This is a genomic window from Geobacillus thermodenitrificans subsp. thermodenitrificans DSM 465 (assembly GCF_000496575.1).
GTDB classification, from domain to species: domain Bacteria; phylum Bacillota; class Bacilli; order Bacillales; family Anoxybacillaceae; genus Geobacillus; species Geobacillus thermodenitrificans.
The window spans coordinates 92110-112856 of sequence record NZ_AYKT01000009.1 but is presented as its reverse complement, the minus strand read 5'-3'; the positions used below and the strand labels follow the sequence as shown (position 1 = coordinate 112856).

At 47.2% G+C, this 20747-nt stretch carries 17 protein-coding genes and 1 pseudogene; 9 read left to right on the top strand and 9 right to left on the bottom strand.

Translation table 11 applies throughout. From position 1 onward, the window contains the following. Positions 1–349: 349 nt before the first annotated feature. From DSM465_RS19915 to DSM465_RS0111150, 3 genes and pseudogenes are all read right to left on the bottom strand, one after another. Positions 350–582, bottom strand: a pseudogene (locus tag DSM465_RS19915) (ATP-binding protein); the annotation flags it as partial. A 294-nt stretch (positions 583–876) separates the two neighbouring features. After that, positions 877–2079 (bottom strand): efflux RND transporter periplasmic adaptor subunit, encoded by a 1203-nt coding sequence (locus tag DSM465_RS0111155; RefSeq protein ID WP_029761371.1) that lies wholly within the window; start codon positions 2077–2079, stop codon positions 877–879. A 14-nt stretch (positions 2080–2093) separates the two neighbouring features. Beyond that, positions 2094–2762 carry a hypothetical protein gene (locus DSM465_RS0111150; RefSeq protein ID WP_029761370.1) on the bottom strand — a complete coding sequence of 223 codons (669 nt, stop codon included), beginning with the start codon at positions 2760–2762 and terminating at the stop codon, positions 2094–2096. A 178-nt stretch (positions 2763–2940) separates the two neighbouring features. Here DSM465_RS0111150 and DSM465_RS0111145 point away from each other — a divergent pair, with 178 nt between their 5' ends. After that, positions 2941–4128, top strand: coding sequence for a polysaccharide deacetylase family protein (locus DSM465_RS0111145; RefSeq protein WP_223812915.1), 1188 nt, complete (start codon positions 2941–2943; stop codon positions 4126–4128). A gap of 22 nt (positions 4129–4150) precedes the next feature. Here DSM465_RS0111145 and DSM465_RS0111140 read toward each other — a convergent pair whose 3' ends face one another. From DSM465_RS0111140 to DSM465_RS0111125, 4 genes are read right to left on the bottom strand one after another with little or no spacing between them, the layout of a single operon-like run. Then, positions 4151–5407 carry an ArnT family glycosyltransferase gene (locus DSM465_RS0111140; protein WP_011888228.1) on the bottom strand — a complete coding sequence of 419 codons (1257 nt, stop codon included), beginning with the start codon at positions 5405–5407 and terminating at the stop codon, positions 4151–4153. 24 nt (positions 5408–5431) lie between these two features. Beyond that, on the bottom strand, positions 5432–5800 hold the full coding sequence (locus tag DSM465_RS0111135) for an EamA family transporter (protein WP_011888227.1): 369 nt from the start codon (positions 5798–5800) through the stop codon (positions 5432–5434). Next, positions 5787–6155 (bottom strand): DUF2304 domain-containing protein, encoded by a 369-nt coding sequence (locus tag DSM465_RS0111130; protein WP_029761369.1) that lies wholly within the window; start codon positions 6153–6155, stop codon positions 5787–5789. The genes DSM465_RS0111135 and DSM465_RS0111130 overlap by 14 nt, the downstream gene beginning before the upstream one ends. A gap of 15 nt (positions 6156–6170) precedes the next feature. Continuing rightward, on the bottom strand, positions 6171–6857 hold the full coding sequence (locus DSM465_RS0111125; protein ID WP_011888225.1) for a glycosyltransferase family 2 protein: 687 nt from the start codon (positions 6855–6857) through the stop codon (positions 6171–6173). 608 nt (positions 6858–7465) lie between these two features. Between DSM465_RS0111125 and secA2 the strand changes: the two genes are divergently transcribed. The 3 genes from secA2 (at position 7466) to DSM465_RS0111110 (ending at position 12333) form a co-directional block, all read left to right on the top strand. Further along, the gene (gene secA2 / locus DSM465_RS0111120) at positions 7466–9832 is read left to right on the top strand and encodes an accessory Sec system translocase SecA2 (protein ID WP_011888224.1); all 2367 of its coding nucleotides are present in this window, start codon (positions 7466–7468) and stop codon (positions 9830–9832) included. 13 nt (positions 9833–9845) lie between these two features. Continuing rightward, a complete protein-coding gene (locus tag DSM465_RS0111115; RefSeq protein ID WP_011888223.1) occupies positions 9846–10721 on the top strand; it encodes an accessory Sec system S-layer assembly protein in 876 nt (291 codons plus the stop codon). Between the two features lie 547 nt (positions 10722–11268). Further along, positions 11269–12333 (top strand): glycosyltransferase family 4 protein, encoded by a 1065-nt coding sequence (locus DSM465_RS0111110; protein WP_011888222.1) that lies wholly within the window; start codon positions 11269–11271, stop codon positions 12331–12333. A gap of 421 nt (positions 12334–12754) precedes the next feature. Here the strand turns inward: DSM465_RS0111110 and DSM465_RS0111105 are convergent, their stop codons facing one another. Then, positions 12755–13759, bottom strand: a complete 1005-nt coding sequence (locus tag DSM465_RS0111105; RefSeq protein ID WP_029761368.1) for an LCP family protein — start codon at positions 13757–13759, stop codon at positions 12755–12757. 33 nt (positions 13760–13792) lie between these two features. Then, positions 13793–14437 carry a YigZ family protein gene (locus tag DSM465_RS0111100; protein WP_011888220.1) on the bottom strand — a complete coding sequence of 215 codons (645 nt, stop codon included), beginning with the start codon at positions 14435–14437 and terminating at the stop codon, positions 13793–13795. A gap of 225 nt (positions 14438–14662) precedes the next feature. On the opposite strand from DSM465_RS0111100, the gene DSM465_RS0111095 reads away from it, so the two are divergent. From DSM465_RS0111095 to DSM465_RS0111075, 5 genes are all read left to right on the top strand, one after another. After that, positions 14663–15847: a sensor histidine kinase gene (locus DSM465_RS0111095; RefSeq protein WP_011888219.1), complete on the top strand. Its 1185-nt coding sequence runs from the start codon at positions 14663–14665 to the stop codon at positions 15845–15847. Next, complete coding sequence (locus DSM465_RS0111090) at positions 15844–16521, top strand: response regulator (protein WP_008880359.1); 678 nt, start codon at positions 15844–15846, stop codon at positions 16519–16521. Before DSM465_RS0111095 ends, DSM465_RS0111090 begins: the two co-directional genes overlap by 4 nt. Before the next feature lie 484 nt (positions 16522–17005). Further along, positions 17006–17851 (top strand): DegV family protein, encoded by an 846-nt coding sequence (locus tag DSM465_RS0111085; protein ID WP_011888218.1) that lies wholly within the window; start codon positions 17006–17008, stop codon positions 17849–17851. A gap of 778 nt (positions 17852–18629) precedes the next feature. Further along, entirely contained in the window at positions 18630–20006 is a 1377-nt protein-coding gene (locus DSM465_RS0111080; RefSeq protein WP_011888216.1) for a DEAD/DEAH box helicase, read from the top strand. Further along, positions 20003–20695, top strand: coding sequence for a ComF family protein (locus DSM465_RS0111075; RefSeq protein ID WP_029761367.1), 693 nt, complete (start codon positions 20003–20005; stop codon positions 20693–20695). Before DSM465_RS0111080 ends, DSM465_RS0111075 begins: the two co-directional genes overlap by 4 nt. Positions 20696–20747: the final 52 nt, after the last annotated feature.

The window sequence follows — 20747 nt, the reverse complement described above, 5'->3', positions numbered from 1 at the left end:
TGTCCAAAGTTCTGCAGAGAGGATTTTCCGCAGGATTTTTTTCTCTTATACACTGCTATGACTATGCCACGCCACAAACTGCTTCTTCCTTCTTTTTATTTCTTCCGCCCCCATTCCTTTCCGCAATTCGGACATTGAATTACTTGGTCTTTCATTAAACATGACAGGTCAATTTTTATGCCAAACTGGGGGCATTACCATAATAGTGCACTACCATGCTTTTGAAATCAGGTCTCTCTACAAATCAATGCCATGATAGGGAGGGGATTCTTTGCTTTTATCCATGTTTTTTGTCATCGAAAAATACAGAGAAACACGAGAAAAATACATAAGTGTATCAGCCTGAGATTTATGATTGCAAGGCAGGAGGGGAGCGGGGGATGGTAGAGAGAGTGCTCCGTAGATGATAGCTTTTCCCCGTAAAGGCCAAGATAAGGGGGTGATGAACCAAGTGGCCCACCAACGCGGCCGTCAAACGATTTTCCACAAATACCCGATTCCATTATCCAAGCTCTAGATTCGATGTCACAAAATACTTTTTTGATCATGACAGTCAGCGATGATGTGAGACAGCAGTTCTGATGGGTTTTACTCGTTATGCTGAATTTGAAAATGTTCAAAAAAAGAAATGGTTGAAGTAGAAAAAGTGATCCCGAACGGTGTTCTTTGTCCTTTGTTGGCATTGTCTTTTTATGAATGAAAAACTTATAATCCGTGAAAGTACCAAATCTACATTGAGAAGAATTAATAAAGATCAGTTTACCTGATTATCCACCAGTTAAAATTTTCTTCTTTTCAAAAAAGTGTATAAATATGGAATTGACCAACCCCGAGAGCGCTCCACTTCGCTCGCGGGGTTGGTTTGCCCTTGTACACTTAAAACGCCCCGAAAAACCCTTCTAAGAAATATTTCGCCATGTCTCGTTTCCGTACTTGTTGGATCGTTTCTTTTGATGGCTTGTTGATTTCGAGAGGTATCCATACGTTCATTCCTTGTTTTAGGTCGCGGCTCGGGTGGACCATGATGTATTCTTCTTCTGTCAAGCCTTGTTCGATCTCTTGGCGGTTGCCTTGTTTCATTCCTAAGGTGACGCGCCGTTTTTCGAGCTGGCCGTTGCGGATGACGTAGATATACGCCCGATTGTTTTCGTGCCATACGGCTTTAGCAGGAACGGTGATCGCCCCATTTTTTTCTTTTGTCACGATCGTGATGTCGACGTGGTAGCCGAATGGAATCGTTGGTTGCGGCTTGTTGGCATGTTGGGCTTGTTCGACCAGATGTACGGTGAACGGATATTCGCTTCGTTGTCGGAAGCTTGGCTCGTTGATTGGAAATGAGCCGATGTCGCTCACGATGCCGCCTAGTCCTTTCGATTCGTTCGGGAGGTGGATCGTGACGGCTTGGTCGATGGCGAGCTTCCCAACGAGCGACTCGGTGATTTTCCCTTGAATGACGATCGTATGAGACGCGATTGTGATCAGCGGACGGGAGGTTGATGGATTGGGAGCGATGGATTCGACGATGCCGTCCACTGTGCTTTCGACTGTTTGTTCCTCTTTTTGTTTGAGCAGTTCCATCCGTTCTTGTTCATATTGTTGTTGCTGCCACTCTAATTCTGTTTTTTCACGCTCCACTTCTTTTGCTTTTTCTTCCCATTGCTGTTTTTCGAAGTTGTTTTCTGGCGTGGCAGCGACTCTGGACTGGTAGCCTTGGATTTCTTCAGACAGTTGGCTAAGCCGCATGCTTAGTTGTTGTTGCTTCGACGTGAGCTGAGCAAGCTCACGATCGATGGCGTCTGTGCGATAGCGCAACAGCGGGGTGCCGGGCTGGACGGGTTGCCCTTTTTTCACGAGAATTTCATCGATGGCGCCGCGCTGCGGGTCGTAATAGATGAATGTCCGCTCTGCCGGGGCGGTAAAACCTGTTGTTTTGATTGTTTCTTTCACGTTTTGTTGTTTTGGTTTCGTCCATTCTTTCGCGTAAGCCGATTTGGGCACACGGCTGTCATCAGCGAATGCTGCGTAAAATTGGGTGCCGATGAGGCCTATAGCCAAGATGGCGGTTAACGCTCGTTTCATGGTGACCTCTCCTTTCATGATTGGAACCATTCAAATGGGAATTCCGTACATACGGCCGCGAAAAAGGCGAATACGAGATCAACGGCGATGACCGTCGCAACGATGCGGCCGATCGATTGATTTGTGAAGGTGCGCAAGGCAACGACTTGTATATATACGGCCCAAACGGAAAAGAGCGAAACAGAGCGCAACAGCGCCCATACGAATCGGTCGTCCGTTAGATAAGGTCCCCAGACGCCGAGCGAAAACGGTGAAACCAGTGTATCGAGACCAAAAGCCCATTCCAATAGAAGTGATACAGCCTCTCCTATGAGAAAAATGAACCAGACGGAGAGCTGGACGGCGATCAGTTTCGCCAAATTGGTTTCCTCAAACAAGGCATAAAATGCGAACGAGCTGATGAAAAAAAAGAGCAACGGAGCGACCATTCCGCCTACGATGTGCCCCCCGGCAAACAGCAAGTGCAACAGCGTTCGTTGTTCATCGGTGTAGCGGGGGAGATACTTGGCCAACTCTTCCGTTCCGACGCCGATATAAGCACGGACAAACGAAAGAACAGCAGAGAAGAACAGAAAAAGCAAAAGGATCGGGATGACGCGTTTCACTCGTTCCGCTTCTTTTAGCTGCCCAAAAGTAGTGTTTGGGTGAAGCAATTCCTTCCACGGATGGCTTCGGTAAATCATTCGTTCATTCCTCCATCAATCGGTGTAGGCATAATCATATTTTAGTATAAAAGGAGTCCATATGTCACGATTGGACATTTTTTGATAGATTGGTTTTTTAGAGAAAAGTTTAGTAGTAAAATAATAGGGTCATAGTCATATCTGGGTAGAAATAACAATGAAATGGAGGGGTGTATCATTGAAGTATCGGATCTTTTGGCTCGCTTTTTTCCTTCTTCTGTTTTTTGGATGGGAAAAAAGTGGGCAAGCAGAGACTAAGGTCCCGTTATTTATTCAATCAAAAGGAGCATCGGCGCCAGTATACGCCTATGTGGCGAATGATATGCAAAAAGTCGGAACGATTTATAGCGGCAGGGTATTTGAAGTCGTTGATGAAAATAAACATTATTTTTTCATCCGATACGGGTTTGTCAAAGGGATGGTCAAAAAGGACGAAGCGAAGCTTGGGCGCCCGTATGCTTTCACCCGCGAACCGGATCGGCTGCCCAAAAGTGTGATTACGAAGAAAGAGGTACAAGTGTATATTTTTCAAAAAGGAAATAAGCAGGCGATCGGTTCCATTCAGTCTGGAGTCCGTTATCCGATCAAAGCCGAGACCGCCCTATTTTATTTGATTGAATTCGGCGGAAGAGACGGATACATTTACAAGCATGTAACTGAAAGTGATCACGGTGTGCCGGTGTTGTTGTACCATCATATATTAGATGATTTCGATGAGCCACTGTTTCGTTCAACAACAACAGTTCCGTTCAGCCAGTTTTTCAAAGAAATGACATACTTAAAAGAGAACGGCTATACGGCGATTACCCCGGATATGTTGCTTGCCTATGTACGAAATGAGCAATTGCTGCCGCCGAAGTCGGTGCTCATTACGTTTGATGACGGATTGAAGTCAACATACATATACGCGTACCCATTGCTCAAGCGGTACGGCTTTCGGGCAACCGTGTTTATGATTACAGGAAGAATGCGCCCGGCTCCACAGCCGTTCGACCCGACAGGCTTACAGTTTTTAAGCAAACAAGAAATCGCCCAAATGCGTGATATTATGACGTTTGAAAGCCATACGAACCATTTTCACTTGTCGGATCAGGAATATGGCCCGTATTTGCTGTTTAAGCCATATGAAGACGTGATGGCTGATTTATTGGCGAGTAAAGAAAAAATTGGGGCGACGGCCATCGCTTATCCGTTTGGTGCCTATAATCAACGGGTCATTGGTATGGTAAAACAAGCTGGGTTTACCATGGCGTTTACGACGAAAAAAGGGACCGTTTATCCTGGAGATCCAGCGTTTGAGTTAAAACGGCAATGGGTGTATCCACGGATTTCGCTTCGTCAGTTTGAACAGTTATTGCGGCCGTAATCAAAAGCCGCTTCTTCCGTTTTCACGGAGAAGCGGCTTTTTTGCGGCTTGGACGCCATGCGATTGAGGAGAGAAACAGCCCAATCAATAAAAACAAAATCGGCATTAATGGGAGATTGTATCTCGGGTAGGCGAAAAAGACATTGTTTAATGCCGTAAAGTAAGCGATGAGCAAAAGGAAAAACAACAGCTCGCGCCGCTGCCGTTTCAAGGTAAACATGGCGAGCAAAGCGGAGGCGAACGCCAAGCAGACGATGCGCTGATGCCAGGAGGTCATTTTTTGCTTCGAAACGCCGAAAATTTCGATCCAATAGAATGACTGTTCCCATTGTGTTTTTGTTTTTTTGATCGTATAGCTCTCCCACCATTGTTTCGGGTTGGTGCGATACCATGTTTTCATTCGCTCGATGGCGATCGCTTTTTTTAGTTTTTCTTTTTCATAATGGTTTATGTTAGGATGTTGTGTTTCGATCGTGTTGACGATCTCTTTATACGATGGGCCATAACGGTAGCCGTACCCTTGATACGTGCCAAGCAAGAGCGGGTCACCGGAGCTGCCGGTCAGCGGGATGAACTCCCCGTAATGCATGTAGTTTCGCACCCACCATGGACTCAACGCGAGAACGACGAGCACGACCGCTATGGCTACTTGCTTGATTGCCAGCCGAAACGGGTAGCGAATCAGTAAAAAATACCCAAGCAACGCGAACGGAACGAGGGCGATCGTCGGCCGGAAAAACAGGCAAAACAAATAGGCGGCCATCAGCTTATAAAAATCGGCCATGTGCCGATGGCGGCCAAGGCGAATGGCGAAACGGATGAACAACAGGAAACCGAACAAAAACGGTGCCTCGGTTAGTGTTAAATTGTCGGTTTCGATCAAAGGGATAAACAGTGCTGTGCCGAGGGCAGCGATCACGCCCGCCCACGGACGGCCGAGGTCGTTCCCGAGCAAATAAATCAAATAGACGTTTCCGGTGCCAAAGGCGATCATGACGAGTTTCGCGGCATAAAGGCCGACATCTCCTGAACCGAATACGGAAAACAACGCCGCCAGCAACAGCGGCATGCCTGGCATAATGTGGACGGTCGGCTCATCGGGACGATGATAGGTGAGCATGCCCGTCTCAAGCAGCTGTTTCGCGCTGCGGACGTATCCCATATCGTCGCTGTTGAGCGTCAAATGCAGCCCGTACGTCCATAAAGCGAGAAGGCGCAAAGCGAAAGCAAGAAGTACCACGAGCCAAATGGCGATTTTCGGTTGAAAGCGAAATGACATGGTTGTCACTCCTTCATTTGAGCGTTACGAGCCATTGGCGGAAAAACCGATAAATGAGACCCCAAGCATAATAAGGATCACGCCAATGATTTTCGGGACAGAAAGCGGCTCGTGAAAGAACGCATAGGCGCCAAATACCGCCAGTACGTAGGCGAAGCTTTGCAGCGGATAGGCGACACTAAGCGGGACACGCGACAAAATGAACAGCCAGAGGATGGTTGCCGCCCCGTATACGACCAATCCAAGCAAAATCCACGGCGAGAGTAACAGCTTAATGACGGATATAACGTCTAGCTCGAACTTCTGCCGTGTCATGCCGTATTTCCATAAAAACTGACCGGTGACAAGAAGAACAGTGTTGAGTCCGATCCATAGCCAATTACTGACGTTCATCCTTCTCTTCCTCACGTTCGCTCATTTTCTGTTCATGTTTAATTAAGGCGATTTCTTGAATGAGCGTCTTGATTTTTTCCTCATGTTGGGAAAGGACAATCGATTGGTACATCAAGACGTTCAAAACGACTAAAAAGGCGATGGCAAAAACGAGCGCCGGCATGTAGGAAATGCCAAGCACTGCTGCGAAACGGTTGAGCGGCTCTAGGCCAAAAGCGGCCAACAGCCCGATGATGGATAAAGAAAACCAAAGAAATGCCTGCCTGTCCCGCAATTGGTTGCGAACCGAATAGGAAATGACTTGAATTAAGAATAAAAAAGCCAATGCTACTGTAATCCATTGAACGCTACTCATGATCTTTCACCTCTTTTACGAAAAGATCGCACGAATTAATGAGGTGAAAGTGACTTTCGTCATATAGTACAGCGATTTAAATGGGGTAATCGATGACCGTCCCCCTTGGCGCGCATTCATTTCCACTTTCACTTCTTTAATTTTATATCCTTTTTTGGCAAGGCGGGCGATGACTTCCACTTCGGGATAATCAATCGGATACTCGCGGGCAAACTCACGAATGACACGGCGATTGACAATGCGATAGCCTGATGTCGGATCGGTAATTTTCACGCCGCACGCGAGGTAAAGCAAGTAACAGAAGTAAAGAATACCAAGGCGGCGACATCGGCTTCCTTTATAATTTGTTTTTTCGACAAAGCGTGAACCAATGACCATGTCATAGCCAGATGTGATCATTTCCCTAACAAGCGTTTCTAAATCGTTCGGATCGTGTTGGCCGTCGGCATCAAGCTGAATGGCGTAGTCATAACCGTGTTCGAGCGCATAGCGATACCCAGTTTGCATTGCTCCACCGATGCCTAAATTAACAGGCAAATCAAGGTGATGAAACCCGGACTGGTCGAGAATATCGCCCGTTCGATCCGTCGAACCATCGTTAATGACGATATAATCGTACGGACATATGCGCTGCAAGTTGAGCACCGTATTTTGGATGGTGGCTTCCTCGTTATACGCCGGGATGATCACTAATATTTTCAATATTTTACCTCCTTTTCCTGAATATAGATAACCCCGTTCAACTAACTAATTATTATATCATGTTCATAGGAGGGTGTCATGTGTCCTAGAGATACGGTAGTATGATCAAAGCATAGGGAAACTATGCTTTTTACCGTGGTATATAAAAAACTGGATGAAAGAAATGGCTCGTAATTATACTGAGCGTATCTATCGATTTCCCCGATTTTTTGATTACAATGGGAGTGGTTTTGGCCAACGACGGATTATACTCTGAGGGGGATAGATTTAGAAAGGCAGAGGAGACGAATGAAAAGCCGGGTTTTGCACCCGGCTTTTTAGCAAAAAAAAGCGCCAGCCCTCTTTAAGAGAGACTGGCTTATCAACCTAAACCCTATCGATGTCATTGTATATCTTTCGACAAACTATGTCTACAAGTAATTTATTCATTTATAGGATAACAGTGGTGTTGTGGGTGCAACTTGACATCTACTTTTTTCTTTATGGTTTCACAAAGAGCCCATAAAGTTGGATGGATAACCAAAAACTAACATATTGGTAGTTCATTTCGTATAGATTATAAATTTGGTATAATAGATAAGAATTCGTTATAGAGGAGCGAAATACGGATGCTTTCACTCTTGAAAAGAGCGATTGGGTATACAAATGAACGGCAGTTAAAAAAATATATGCGAGTGGTTGAACAAATTAACCGTATGGAACCACAAATGGAAAAACTGACCGATGCCGAATTGCGTAGAAAGACAGATGAGTTCAAAGAACAACTTGCTTCCGGTAAGTCAGTGAATGATATTCAAGTGGAAGCGTTCGCGGTTGTTCGTGAGGTAGCGAAACGGGTGCTTGGAATGCGCCATTTTGACGTCCAGTTGATCGGTGGCCTCGTTTTGGCCGAAGGAAACATTGCGGAAATGGCAACAGGTGAAGGGAAAACGCTTGTTGCTTCCCTCCCAAGCTATTTGCGGGCGCTAGAAGGAAAAGGGGTACACGTTATTACGGCTAACGACTATTTGGCTAAGCGCGACCGGAATTTAATCGGCCAGATTCATGAATTTCTCGGCCTGACAGTCGGGCTCAACTTGCCGCTAATGTCACCGCAGGAAAAAAAGCAAGCGTATCAAGCCGACATTACATACGGCATCGGCACGGAGTTTGGTTTTGACTATTTGCGCGATCATATGGTGTACGATGCCTCGGACAAAGTGCAACGGCCATACCATTATGCGATCATCGACGAAATTGACAGCGTGTTAATTGATGAGGCAAAAACACCGCTCATTATTGCTGGCAAAACTCGTTCAAGTACTGAGCTTCATTATATCGCGGCGAGATTAGTCAAGCGGTTTGAGCGGGAGGTCGACTACATATATGACGGGGAGACAAAAACGGTTAACTTGACAGATGAAGGCATTGAGAAAGTAGAAAAGGCGTTTGGCATTGACAACTTGTACGATGCGGAGCACCAAGTTTTATATCACTACGTCATTCAAGCGTTGCGGGCGCACGTTTTATTTCAACGTGATGTGGATTACATTATCCGCGACGGAAAAGTGTTGCTCGTTGACGCATTTACCGGGCGTGTAATGGAAGGTCGCTCATTAAGCGACGGTCTTCATCAAGCGATTGAGGCAAAAGAGGGACTTGAAATTACGGAAGAGAACAAAACATACGCTTCCATTACCATTCAAAATTATTTCCGTATGTACCCGATTTTATCCGGAATGACAGGAACAGCGAAAACAGAAGAAAAAGAATTCCAACGCATTTATGGGATCGATGTCATTCCGATCCCGACCAACAGACCAAAAATCCGTGTCGATTTGCCTGACCGGGTGTACATGACGCGCCACGATAAATACGTTGCTGTCGCAAAAGAAGTGAAGCGCCGCCATGAGAGCGGGCAACCGGTGTTAATCGGGACAACGTCGATTTTGCAGTCGGAAGAAGTGGCAAAGTATTTAGATCAGGAACAAGTCCCATACGAATTACTTAATGCGAAGACGGTCGAACAAGAAGCGGAAGTGATCGCCAGAGCCGGGCAACGGGGGAGGGTGACGATTGCGACGAACATTGCTGGCCGCGGGACCGATATTTTGCTTGGTGAAGGAGTCAATGAGCTTGGCGGGCTCCATGTCCTTGGCACGGAGCGCCATGAAAGCCGACGGATTGACAATCAGTTGAAAGGGCGGGCCGGTCGCCAAGGGGACCCTGGGTCAAGCCAGTTTTTCATTTCTCTTGAGGATGACATGTTCCGGCGCTTTGCGGCAGAGGAAACGGAAAAGTTAAAGGCGAAGCTGAAAACCGATGAAACAGGATGCATTTTAAACAATGACATCCATGAGTTCGTCGATAAAGTGCAGCGAATCGTGGAAGGGATGAACTTTTCCGTTAGAGAGTATAACTTAAAGCTCGATGATGTCATGAACGAACAGCGCAACGTCATTTATCAAATCCGTGATCGGGTGCTTGAGGAAAATGATCGCGTGGCGCTTGTCGTTCCAATGATCCGCTCGGCCTGTGACCGTATTGTGGATGCATACGCATTGTCGGAACAAATCCCTGAGGAATGGGATGTCAGACGTATGACGGAAGAGTTGAACCGGATCGTATACCGAACGCCGATCACATTTGATCAACCACCGGCCGATTTGGAGGATGTAAAACGAAAAGTGGCAGAAGCGGTCGAGTCATACGTAGCGCTGCTCGAGAAGAAAAAAGCACACACCCAGCTGCAAACGTTATTGAAAAGTGTCATGTTGACCGTCATTGATGATTATTGGATGCGCCATTTAGATCAGATGGCACTGTTAAAAGAGGGAATTGGGTTGCGCCATTATCAACAAGAAGACCCTATTCGTTTATATCAAAAAGAAGGATTTGAGATGTTTAAAGCAATGTATGAAGTGATCGAAAAAGAGATCAGTGTTCATACGGCGCGATTGCTTCAATCGTTAGAACAGGAAGAAGGCCAATCATAAGGGGGAATGTTTTTTGTTTCCATTTTTTAAGAAAAAGAAAAAAAGCGGCGGCGATACAGCCGTAGCGGCTCAGGAAATCATGGGAGAAGCAGGGGAAGTAACGAACACGGAAGACGTACACCCTGAGTTGTCACTTCATCCATCTTGGAACGTGCCGCTCGAAGAGCAATACGTGCTTCGTTTTTTAAACAATGAACTGCCACCATTAAAGCCCAATCAAATTTCGTTGTCGGGCATCAGTTTGTCAAAAGACGTGGATGGAGTAGTCGTATCGGCGTTTGTGCGCCATAGCTTGCCGAAATCGATTCAAATCGGCCGTGTTCCTTTATTATTGCTTCGGGAAGACGGGGGCATTTTGGCTCGAAAAGAGTTTGATTTGGAGGAACTCGGGAACCTTCCACCCAAAACGAGCCGTCCGTGGCGCTTTATATTCGGCTATGAGACGTTGCGGACGGATGAGATCCCGAGTGAAGGTTGGAAGTTAGCGTTTGAACTGAAGCCGAAACATCGGCTTGAGTTGGAGAAGAGTTGGGAAGAAACGCTGCCAGAAGAAGAAAAGGAGAAGCTGCGGCGCATTGTCGAAGAGTTAGGAGCGCCCAAAAGTGGCGAAGTGAACGTTTTTGGCCTCCAAGCTGCGATGAACGATGGGGAGTTGCGTGTGACCGTACTGATTCGTAACGGCAGTGACAAAACGATTTATCTTGAGCAGCTGCCGCTTCAAGTGGAAGATGCAACAGGAGACATCGTTGCTCGGGGAGGCTTTAAATTGGATCGCCTAGAGATCAAAGCAAACACGAGCAAACCGTGGACATTCATTTTTCCTCCATCGCTTGTTCAAAAAGCAGAGCCGGATTTCAGCCGTTGGAAACTCAGCGTCATCCAATCGTGATTTGCCACTCATCAGCTATATAGATGTAACAAAAAGAACGTTCTGTCAGGCAACAGAACGTTCTTTTTATTGGAAAAAGGAAGATACCCGCATCAGCAAGCAGATACCTTCCCCGGCCTCAACCCGCCCATCGCTCCTTCGGTTATACTCATGCAAAACGGAGGACGGTCCTCATTATTTATTGTACCATAACCGGCGTAGCAGACAAGCTAAAATGTAAAAATATTATACAAAATGCATGAATTATCCTCTATATCCATTCATTTCATACTAAAAAATGTAAATTAACGCCCCGCTTTTCATACGTTTTTGCGAATGATTATAAAGGCAAAGTCGTTCAACTATTGAAAATTAAATATTTAATAGTTTTGTTGTCTATGATATAATCCTCAATGGTACGACTCTATTTTTTATAGTATTTTCTTTGTTCGCCGTTTTTATGCAAATGATTTGTTGTCGGTAGCCCAACATATTGGCAAACAATGAAAAAATCGATGGACAAGAAAATGAAATGAATGGTTATGATAAAGATTAAGGAGGATTTTTTATGGGTTACTTTTTGACCTTATTGCTTTGCTTCTTAGCCTCCGTGACCATTACACCGCTGGTCAAAAAATTGGCGTTTATTGTCGGCGCCACTGATCGGCCAAATCAACGGAAAGTGCATCAAAAAATTATGCCGCGTTTGGGCGGATTAGCCATATATATTGCCTTTATGGTCGGTGTGCTGGTTTTGGATCCAGACAACGCTGTGGAAATGCACATTTTGTTAGGGAGTGCTATCATTATTATTACCGGTATGCTTGACGATTTAATCGAACTCTCCCCGAAAGTCAAGCTGGCCGGCCAGCTGTTAGCCGCGTTTGTCGTGGTCGTGTTTGGTGGAATTCAAGTCGAGTACATTAACTTGCCGTTTGGTTCGCAGTTGCATTTTGGTGTGTTCAGCATTCCGCTCACGATCCTTTGGATCGTCGGCATTACGAACGCCATCAACTTAATCGACGGCTTGGATGGCTTAGCAGCTGGTGTCTCTGCCATCGCATTGATTACAATTTCTTGGATGGCATTTTTAAAAGGTGATTTGTTTGTCGCTGGTATGAGCATCATTCTAATTGGCAGCATCTTAGGGTTTTTAGTTTATAATTTCCACCCAGCCAAAATTTTTATGGGTGATACGGGGGCACTCTTCTTAGGGTATATGATCTCCGTGCTGTCGTTGTTAGGGTTTAAAAACGTAACGGCCATTTCCTTCATTATCCCGGTAATCATTTTAGGAGTGCCGATTTCTGACACGTTTTTCGCGATCATTCGTCGCTTGGTAAAGCGGCAGCCGCTATCCGCGCCGGACAAATCGCATTTGCACCATTGCCTGCTTCGACTCGGATACAGTCACCGCCAAACCGTGCTCATTATCTACGGCGTGAGTGCCTTATTTGGGTTGATCGCTGTCATTTTATCCAAAGCTGCCGCTTGGGTATCACTCATTATTTTGACAGTCGTGGTGCTGGCGCTGGAGGTAATGGCAGAAAAAATTGGCTTAGTTGGTCATAATTATCGACCGATTTTACGAATTGTCCAAGGTATTCGTTATGTGAACGGAAAGATGAAATAAACAAGCTGTCCCGAGAGGCGGGACAGCTATTTTTATGCACACGGGGAAGCCGAAAATCGACTTAGCTATAGTCCTTTCCTAACATAGAGAATCTTAATGAATGCCGCTGCTTTGTTTATTATCTTGAACCGAGAAGATCCCCCATTTCTCGGCGTGAGTGCAGATGAGGGGGCATTCAACTTAACCATGATGGATGGAGAAGGTCTTCGGTGTTTTCACCGCTTCTCAAAAAAATGGTGATTTAATGGTAAATCCAACTATATGGGTATATTTGCTAAATTGAAGGGGGATGAATCTTACCCTTCGTCGCATTCGAGAGCCGTTAAGTGGGGAGAAGCTGATGTTGTTCGATGGTTCCCTCTAAAGGGTGGACGGTAATGGAATAGGTGTCCCGCTACTTTCGGGACACCTTCTGTGTTTTTTAATTCCTCTCTTTCTCTAGTTGTGTTCCGGCTGATGCATGCAACTGGGAGCGAAGGGCATCGGATATTTGTTGTACTGATTCCTCGTCCAGTCGATAGTAGTAAACCCCTTCATTGTCATCGGTTCCCTGTAAGACAAGTGATTCGGTTTGGAGTGGGTTGCCGGTTGATACATAGTAAATTAATGCTTTGATGTCATCGAAGGTAAAGTTTGTTTTCATATTGCTTCCGATCGCTTCAATAACATCATCATATTTCGAAATGGAACCGGCATGGCTCGCTTTTTTCAAGATGGCCTGCAAAATTTGCTGCTGCCGCTTGCCTCGTTCAATATCGTTATCTTTTTTGCGGGTTCTCGCCAATGCTAACGCTTCCTCGCCGTTTAAATGTTGGTATCCTTTTTTGAGGACAATGGCGTTCCGATTGTCTTCGGCATCTTTTTCCCGAATGTTATATGGTACTTCCACTTCAATGCCGCCTAGCGCATCGACAACATCGATAAAGGCGTAAAAGTTCATCTTGACGTAATAATCAATCGGGATGTCAAATAAACGCTCGATGGATTCAATTGTGCATTTTGTCCCTCCGTAAGCATGAGCGTGAGTAATTTTATCGTACTTATCTTCACAAGGAATATATACGTACGAATCGCGCGGAATGCTCACCATTTTCACTAATTGCGTGTCAGCATTAAAAGCGGCTAAAATTAAAGCGTCAGAACGCGTATCGCTCTTGAAGTTGCGCGTTTTGCTATCATCAATGCCAATAAACAAAACGGTGAAGCTATCCTTTTTCGGGTCAAGATGGTCGCCTGTATTTTTCTTTGCGCCAATCTCCTCGTATGCTTCATTCATGGCTGTTTTCATTTTATGCATTAAAAAGGAAGCATAGCCGAGGCCGCTGGCGGCCAATACTAGAAACAGCAATAAACACCCGAACATGAGGCGCCGTCTCCGCTTTTTTCTCTTCATTTTCTTTCGATGAAGTTTTCGTTTGTCGGTCATCATGGAAAAGCTCCTTTTCACTCGTTTTCGTTCTTACTTGTCAGAAGGAAGATCCATTTCAACGTACTCCATTTCCCCAACTCGAATCTCTGCTCTTCCGTTTGTCAATTCGGTCATCCATTCAGCGAATGGAAGCTGACCGTCCTCAGGGACGAGAACGTCAAATGTGACCCGGTCGGCATAATGGATGTCTTTTATAGTATATACGGAAGAGCGTAATTCATTTTCGACTTTTCCAATCCATGTGTAGTCAATTGTCACGTGCATGATGCGCATGAGACGGCGCTCGACGATGCCTGCAGCATTCAGCCCTTCGGTGACAGCACGTCCATAAGCGCGCACCAATCCGCCCGCACCGAGTTTAATGCCGCCGAAGTAGCGGGTGACGACCGCAACGGTGTCTTTCAACCCCTTTTTTTTCAGCACTTCAAGCATCGGCACGCCCGCGGTGCCGCTCGGTTCGCCGTCATCATTTGCCTTTTGGATTTGATCATGCTCGCCGATCAAATAGGCTGAGCAGTTGTGCGTCGCATCCCAATGTTTCTTTTTGATTTGTTGAATGAAAGCGACAGCTTCCTCTTCCGTCTCAGCGCGGTTGATGTAGCAAATAAACCGCGATTTTTCGATCACGATTTCCTGCTCACCATATCCTTTGACGGTGTAATATTTTTGTAACAAAACAACACACCTCGACTATAAAAAACGTGAAAACAATTTATTTTTGTTTATGTTTATTTTTTTTTGCATAAACGGCTAGCAGTTTGCCTTAACTATGGTAAACTAAAGATAAAAAATGATAGATAGGGTATGCTTTTACTATTATAAATCGACAACTTTTTTCCTTCAAATAAATTTTGTTGGCGCTCATGCATACTGCTTGGCAGCGCTGCTGGAGGTTGGCAGATGGCAGGGGAAAAACGTTGGGATGAGAAGTATTTAGATAAAATTGTCGAAAAAATGATCGACACCGTTCAACATAGCAAAGACGAAATTTTTCGTATCGGCGAGCAGTCACGCCAAGAGCAAGACTGTTTGTTGCGCGAGTTGGAGGAAGTGAAGTGGTTGACTGTAAGAGTGATCGAAGAGGTCGATCAGCTTGAAGTCAAAGCGCGTCAGGCGCGCCGCCGCTTGTCGGAAGTGAGCCAACACTTTTCGTCCCACTCGGAACAAGATATTCGCGAGGCGTATGAAGTTGCACATGAGCTGCACATGAAGCTGGCGATGGTGCGCGAGCAGGAGAAGCAGCTGCGCCTGCGCCGCGATGAGCTTGAGCGGCGGCTGGCCAGCCTGATACAAATCATCGAGCGCTCCGATCATTTGGTCGGTCAAATTACGGTTGTGCTCAACTATTTAAACAGCGATTTCCGCCAAGTAAGCGAGATCATTGAAGGGGCGAAACAAAAACAAGAATTCGGTCTCAAAATCATTGAAGCACAAGAAGAAGAACGGCGTCGGTTGTCGCGGGAAATTCATGACGGTCCAGCGCAGCTCCTTGCCCATGTGCTCCTTCGGTCGGATCTCGTTGAAAAAGTGATGAAAGACCGAGGGACTGAAGCAGCGATTGCCGAAATTCGCGATTTTCGCAAAATGGTACGCTCCGCCTTATCCGAGGTGCGACGCATTATTTATGACTTACGGCCGATGGCGCTTGATGATTTAGGATTAGTTCCAACACTTAAAAAATACCTACAAACGACCGAAGAATATAATAAGGGAGTCCATATTTCCTTTGTACATATGGGTGAGGAGACTCGATTGCCGTCTCGGATGGAGGTGGCGGTGTTTCGGCTTGTCCAAGAGTCAGTGCAAAACGCCCTAAAACACGCTGAAGCGAGTCAAATTGATGTCAAAATGGAAGTGACATGCCGTGAGTTGCTTGTCAGTGTGAAAGACAATGGCAAAGGGTTCGACCCATCTGTCAAAAAAGAAAATGCATTCGGTTTGATCGGGATGCGGGAGCGGGTCGAGCTGCTTGGAGGCACGTTGACGATCCGCTCAACAATCGGCGGCGGTACCATTGTGTTCATCCGTGTCCCGATTGACCGTTCAGTCCTAGAAACAGCAAACAAGGAGGAGAGGAAATCATGACAACACGCATTGCCATTATTGATGACCACCAACTGTTCCGTGAAGGTATCAAACGTATTTTAGAGTTTGATGGTGATTTTGAAGTCGTGGCCGAAGGGAGCGATGGACGCGAAGCTCTTTCGATCGTTGAAGAGCATCGCCCAGATTTGGTGTTGATGGATATTAACATGCCAGACACGAACGGGGTTGAGGCGACAAAACAGCTGATTGAGACGTATCCTGATACGAAAGTTGTCGTCTTATCGATCCATGATGATGAAAACTATGTCATGCGCGCCTTGCAAACGGGGGCAACCGGGTATTTGCTTAAAGAAATGGATGCCGACACGCTCATTGAAGCAGTGAGAATTGTCGCTGAAGGCGGCTCATACTTGCATCCGAAAGTGACGCACAATTTGATCCGTGAATACCGCCGTCTGACAACGGAAACAAATAGCAATGTAATGGTCCAACAAGAAGTGCGCCGTCCGCTTCATTTATTGACACGGCGTGAATGTGAAGTACTTCAGCTGTTGGCGGACGGTAAAAGCAACCGCGCGATTGGTGAAACGCTCTACATTAGCGAGAAAACGGTAAAAAACCATGTCAGCAGCATCTTACAAAAATTGAACGTCAATGACCGAACACAAGCGGTCGTAGTGGCGATCAAAAACGGTTGGGTCGAAGTGCGCTGATCGTAGGTCTTCCCCCTTACTGGATGACAGGTGAAACTGCTTTGACGTCAATAGTGGCTAGCATCCGCTGCGGCGATGGTTCATCTTTCATCCGCTCACGGGCTCGACAAGCATCTAGAAGGGTGACGATGTAGCGGACAATGCCGATTCATCATGAGAATTCTCCATTGGAGAAATTTTATAAGTTTCTCTTGACACGAGAGCGCCTAATTCGGAAAATATCGCTGTTTGTCGCTAACCTTCTAGAACGCCGTGAAAATTGTGGTTTCTTCCAATGGTTTTGGAGAGCTGAAACGTTTATCTATTAGAGAAGCGCCTTTTGGCGCTTTGTTTTTGCTTCAATCACCACGCTTTGAGTGATTCGCGGACGTCAGCTTTATGATGCCCATTCTGTCGTGATGTTATACATTTCGCTTGTTAGTGGTGGGCGGCCCACCGTTTTGGTATAATGGAGGCAAACATTGAATCAGGAAGGATGGCGTCAGTGAAAACGGCAATTGTCACGGATAGTACGGCTTATCTTCCAAAAGAGGTGCGCGAGAGGCTCGGCATTCGCTTAATTCCGCTCAGCGTCATCTTTGGGGAGGAAACGTATCGCGAAGAAATTGACATGACTACAGATGAATTTTTCGCGAAAGTGAAGCAACACCCGACCTTGCCGACGACGTCCCAACCAGCAGTCGGCGAGTTTGTCGACTTGTTCACTGCCCTTCGCGAGGAAGGATATGATGCTGTCATCAGCATTCACTTATCAAGCGGCATTAGCGGCACGTATCAAGGGGCGGTTACGGCGGGGACGATGGTCGACGGCTTACGCGTTTTGGCGTACGATTCGGAAATCAGCTGCATGGCGCAAGGGTTTTATGCCATGGAAGCAGCGGAAATGGCGCAAGCAGGTCGCACCCCAGAGGAGATCATCGCCCGCTTAGACGAAATCAAGCAAACGTTGCGCGCCTATTTTATGGTCGATGACTTAGCTCACTTACAGCGGGGTGGGCGGCTGACTGGAGCGCAGGCATTCATCGGCGGCCTGTTGCAAATCAAGCCACTCCTTCGCTTTGAAAACAAAGTGATCGTACCGTTTGAAAAAATCCGCACACGCAAAAAAGCGGTGAAACGCATCGAAGAACTGTTCGCCGAAGACGCGGAAAAAGGCATACCGCTGAAAGCCGCCGTCATCCACGCCAATCAGCCGGATGAAGCGGGTCGCTGGCGCGATGAACTGTCCGCTCGTTATCCGCACGTCGAGTTTTTCATCAGCTATTTCGGTCCCGTCATCGCCACCCATGTTGGCGAAGGGGCACTCGGGCTGACGTGGTACCAACCGTAATGGTCGCAGGCTAGCGGAATTCGGCTGCAAGCCGGCGTTAGTCAAAACAAACCGCAAGGCGGTGCTGTTCAGTGATGGTTCCACCTCGCACCGCCTTGTGCTTTAGTGAAGCATTGCTGTTTTTACGGACTTTAGAGAGGGATGAATGGTTATAGCAGTGCTTCTCAAATTGAAAACCCACCACCCCAGCTTCTCTTTTCTTCTAATGATCGAAGTTTCCCCATTTTAGAAAAGCGACGAAAATCGCTCTGTCTATCATCGACGATGGCTGAACGTTCCAGCGATCAAGGTGTTCTTATTGGAAAATGTTTTTTATGCTGCATATTGGATGAAATCCTCTTTCGAGGGCTAGTGAAAAACCTTCATGTTCCCATCGAGCAGCGTTTTGGACGGAAGCAAAGGTTAAAGTTTGTGGCCGTTTTCCATTCGAGAAATTTCTTGATTCTAATCAATCACTGTTCCTCTAGAATACTGACGAAAACCGCCTGTTTGTTTCAAATTAGCGGAACACAAATTCGAAGAAAGCCGTGTGTTATGCTTTTTCATTTCAAACAACCCCCATACAGACACCGTGACTTATAAAGCCACTGACTTTCTAGGAGTGTGTAGCAAGCTCTCCATCGTGATCCGCATGTTTCTTCACTTTGGATGACACAATTTGTCGAGCCGTTTTCATTCCTTAAAAACATTGTCAATATTTCCCCGGGAATTTTGTCGAAAAAAGCTAATTGTCGCAAGAATACTACCCATATGTCGAATGAAAAAGGGGGGATCATGATTGTCTGTTTCTTCACCGCTTATAGCATCGCTATACGGTCAGCGGATTCCGCGAGAACAACTCCCATTTTCCCATGCCGATATTGAGACAGCCTTGCGTGTTGGTTCGCTTCATGAACAGTCAGGTTTGATCAAAACACCCCGTGGTTGGCGCTGTGTGCGCTGCGGAAATGATGAACGGTCATGGTTCGCTTCATTTCCGTGCGCTCGCTGCGGGACGAATTGTTGTTATTGTCGCAAATGTTTGATGATGGGTCGCATCAGTTCTTGCACCCGCTTGGTACATGTGACGATGTCGCTTCCGTCAGAACGATATGCAGTGCCGCTCGCTTGGAACGGAACGCTATCCGCCGCTCAGGAGGAGGCAGCTATGGAGGTCAAACAGGCAGTTCTCAACAGGAGGGAGCTGCTTGTTTGGGCTGTATGCGGGGCGGGAAAAACGGAGATTTTGTTTCCTGCCATCGCCGCCGCATTGGAGGAAGGTTGGCGTGTCTGCCTCGCCACGCCAAGAATTGATGTCGTCCGCGAGCTCGCTCCCCGCTTTCGCCAAGCGTTTCCTCGCGTTCCGCTCGCCGTTTGGTACGGAGGAAGCGAGGAGCGCGGGCAGATCGCCCCGCTCGTTCTTTCCACTACCCACCAACTGTTGCGTGCGTATCGTGTGTTTGATGTCATGATCATCGATGAAGTCGATGCATTTCCGTATTCGGTTGAACCGATGCTGGAATATGCTGTCAGTCAGGCACGGAAAGAACAATCGAGCCTCATTTATTTAACCGCCACCCCATCCCGAGCTTGGCAACTTGACGTTCAGTGTGGCAAGCGGCAAGCCGCCGTCATCCCCGCCCGCTACCACGGCCATCCACTTCCTGTCCCATCGTTCGAATGGTGCGGAAACTGGCGCAAACGGCTCGAGCGCGGCCGTTTGCCCGAAAACGTCCTCGCTTGGGTTCTTCGTCGTTTGGAACAAAGAAAGCAAGCGTTTTTGTTCGTCCCACACATCGATGAATTGGAAGCGGTCACTCGCCTGTTGCAGCGGGTGGACGCTCGCATCGTCGGTGTTCACGCTGAAGCCCCCGCCCGCGCTGAATATGTGCAGGCGTTTCGCGATGGGAGCGTACCGCTGTTGGTCACAACGACGATCCTTGAACGAGGTGTGACCGTGCCTAACATCGATGTCGCCGTCCTTGGTGCGGAAGACCGAATTTTTACGGAAAGTGCCCTCGTCCAAATCGCGGGCCGCGTCGGGAGAAGCGCCGCATTTCCCGATGGGGACGTCCGCTTTTTCCACCATGGGAAAACAACCGAGATGGTACGGGCGCACCGCCATATTGTCCGCATGAACGAGACAGCGCAGAAAAGGGGGCTGTTGCATCGATGAATTGTCTTCTTTGTCATTCCTCGTACAACCCGATCGCCAGCTGGCGCCAACTTCTTTTTCTCGAAGACGTTGATGTCCTTTGCCCGCGTTGCCGCGGTTCGTTTGCGCTCATTGACGGCCGTCTTTGCGAGATGTGCGGTCGTCCGCTCGACGAGGCGTCGCCTTCTCCATGTGCTGACTGTCTCCGCTGGCAAGAAGATGAGCAGTGGGGTGGGGTGCTTGTCAAAAATCGCTCTGTGTACGTATACAACGACTGGATGAAAGAAGTCGTTACCTTATGGAAATTTCGCGGCGATTACGCCATTGTCGATGCGTTTCGCCGCCCGTTTGTCCACGCGTTTCGTCAATCGTTCGGGCGCGAGTGGCACATCGTGCCGATTCCGCTAAGCCCCGAGCGTCTGTACGAACGAGGTTTCAACCAAGCAGAAGCGCTCGCCCGCCAGCTTCCATTTCCGTCCTTTCCTTGGCTTGCCCGCAAACATTCCGAAAAACAATCGAAAAAATCGCGCCGCGAGCGACTGGAGACGGACAATCCATTTTTCCTCACCGACTGCCCACCGCTCACAGGGAAACGAATCGTCCTCATCGATGATATTTACACAACCGGCATCACCGTTCGCCACGCGGCCCGCGTTTTACGTGAAGCTGGGGCGGCTGAAGTGGGATCACTGACGCTAGTGAGGGCGTGAGCAGGCTAAACATTCGCTTGTTGGATGCCGATATAAACAGTAGCAACCGATC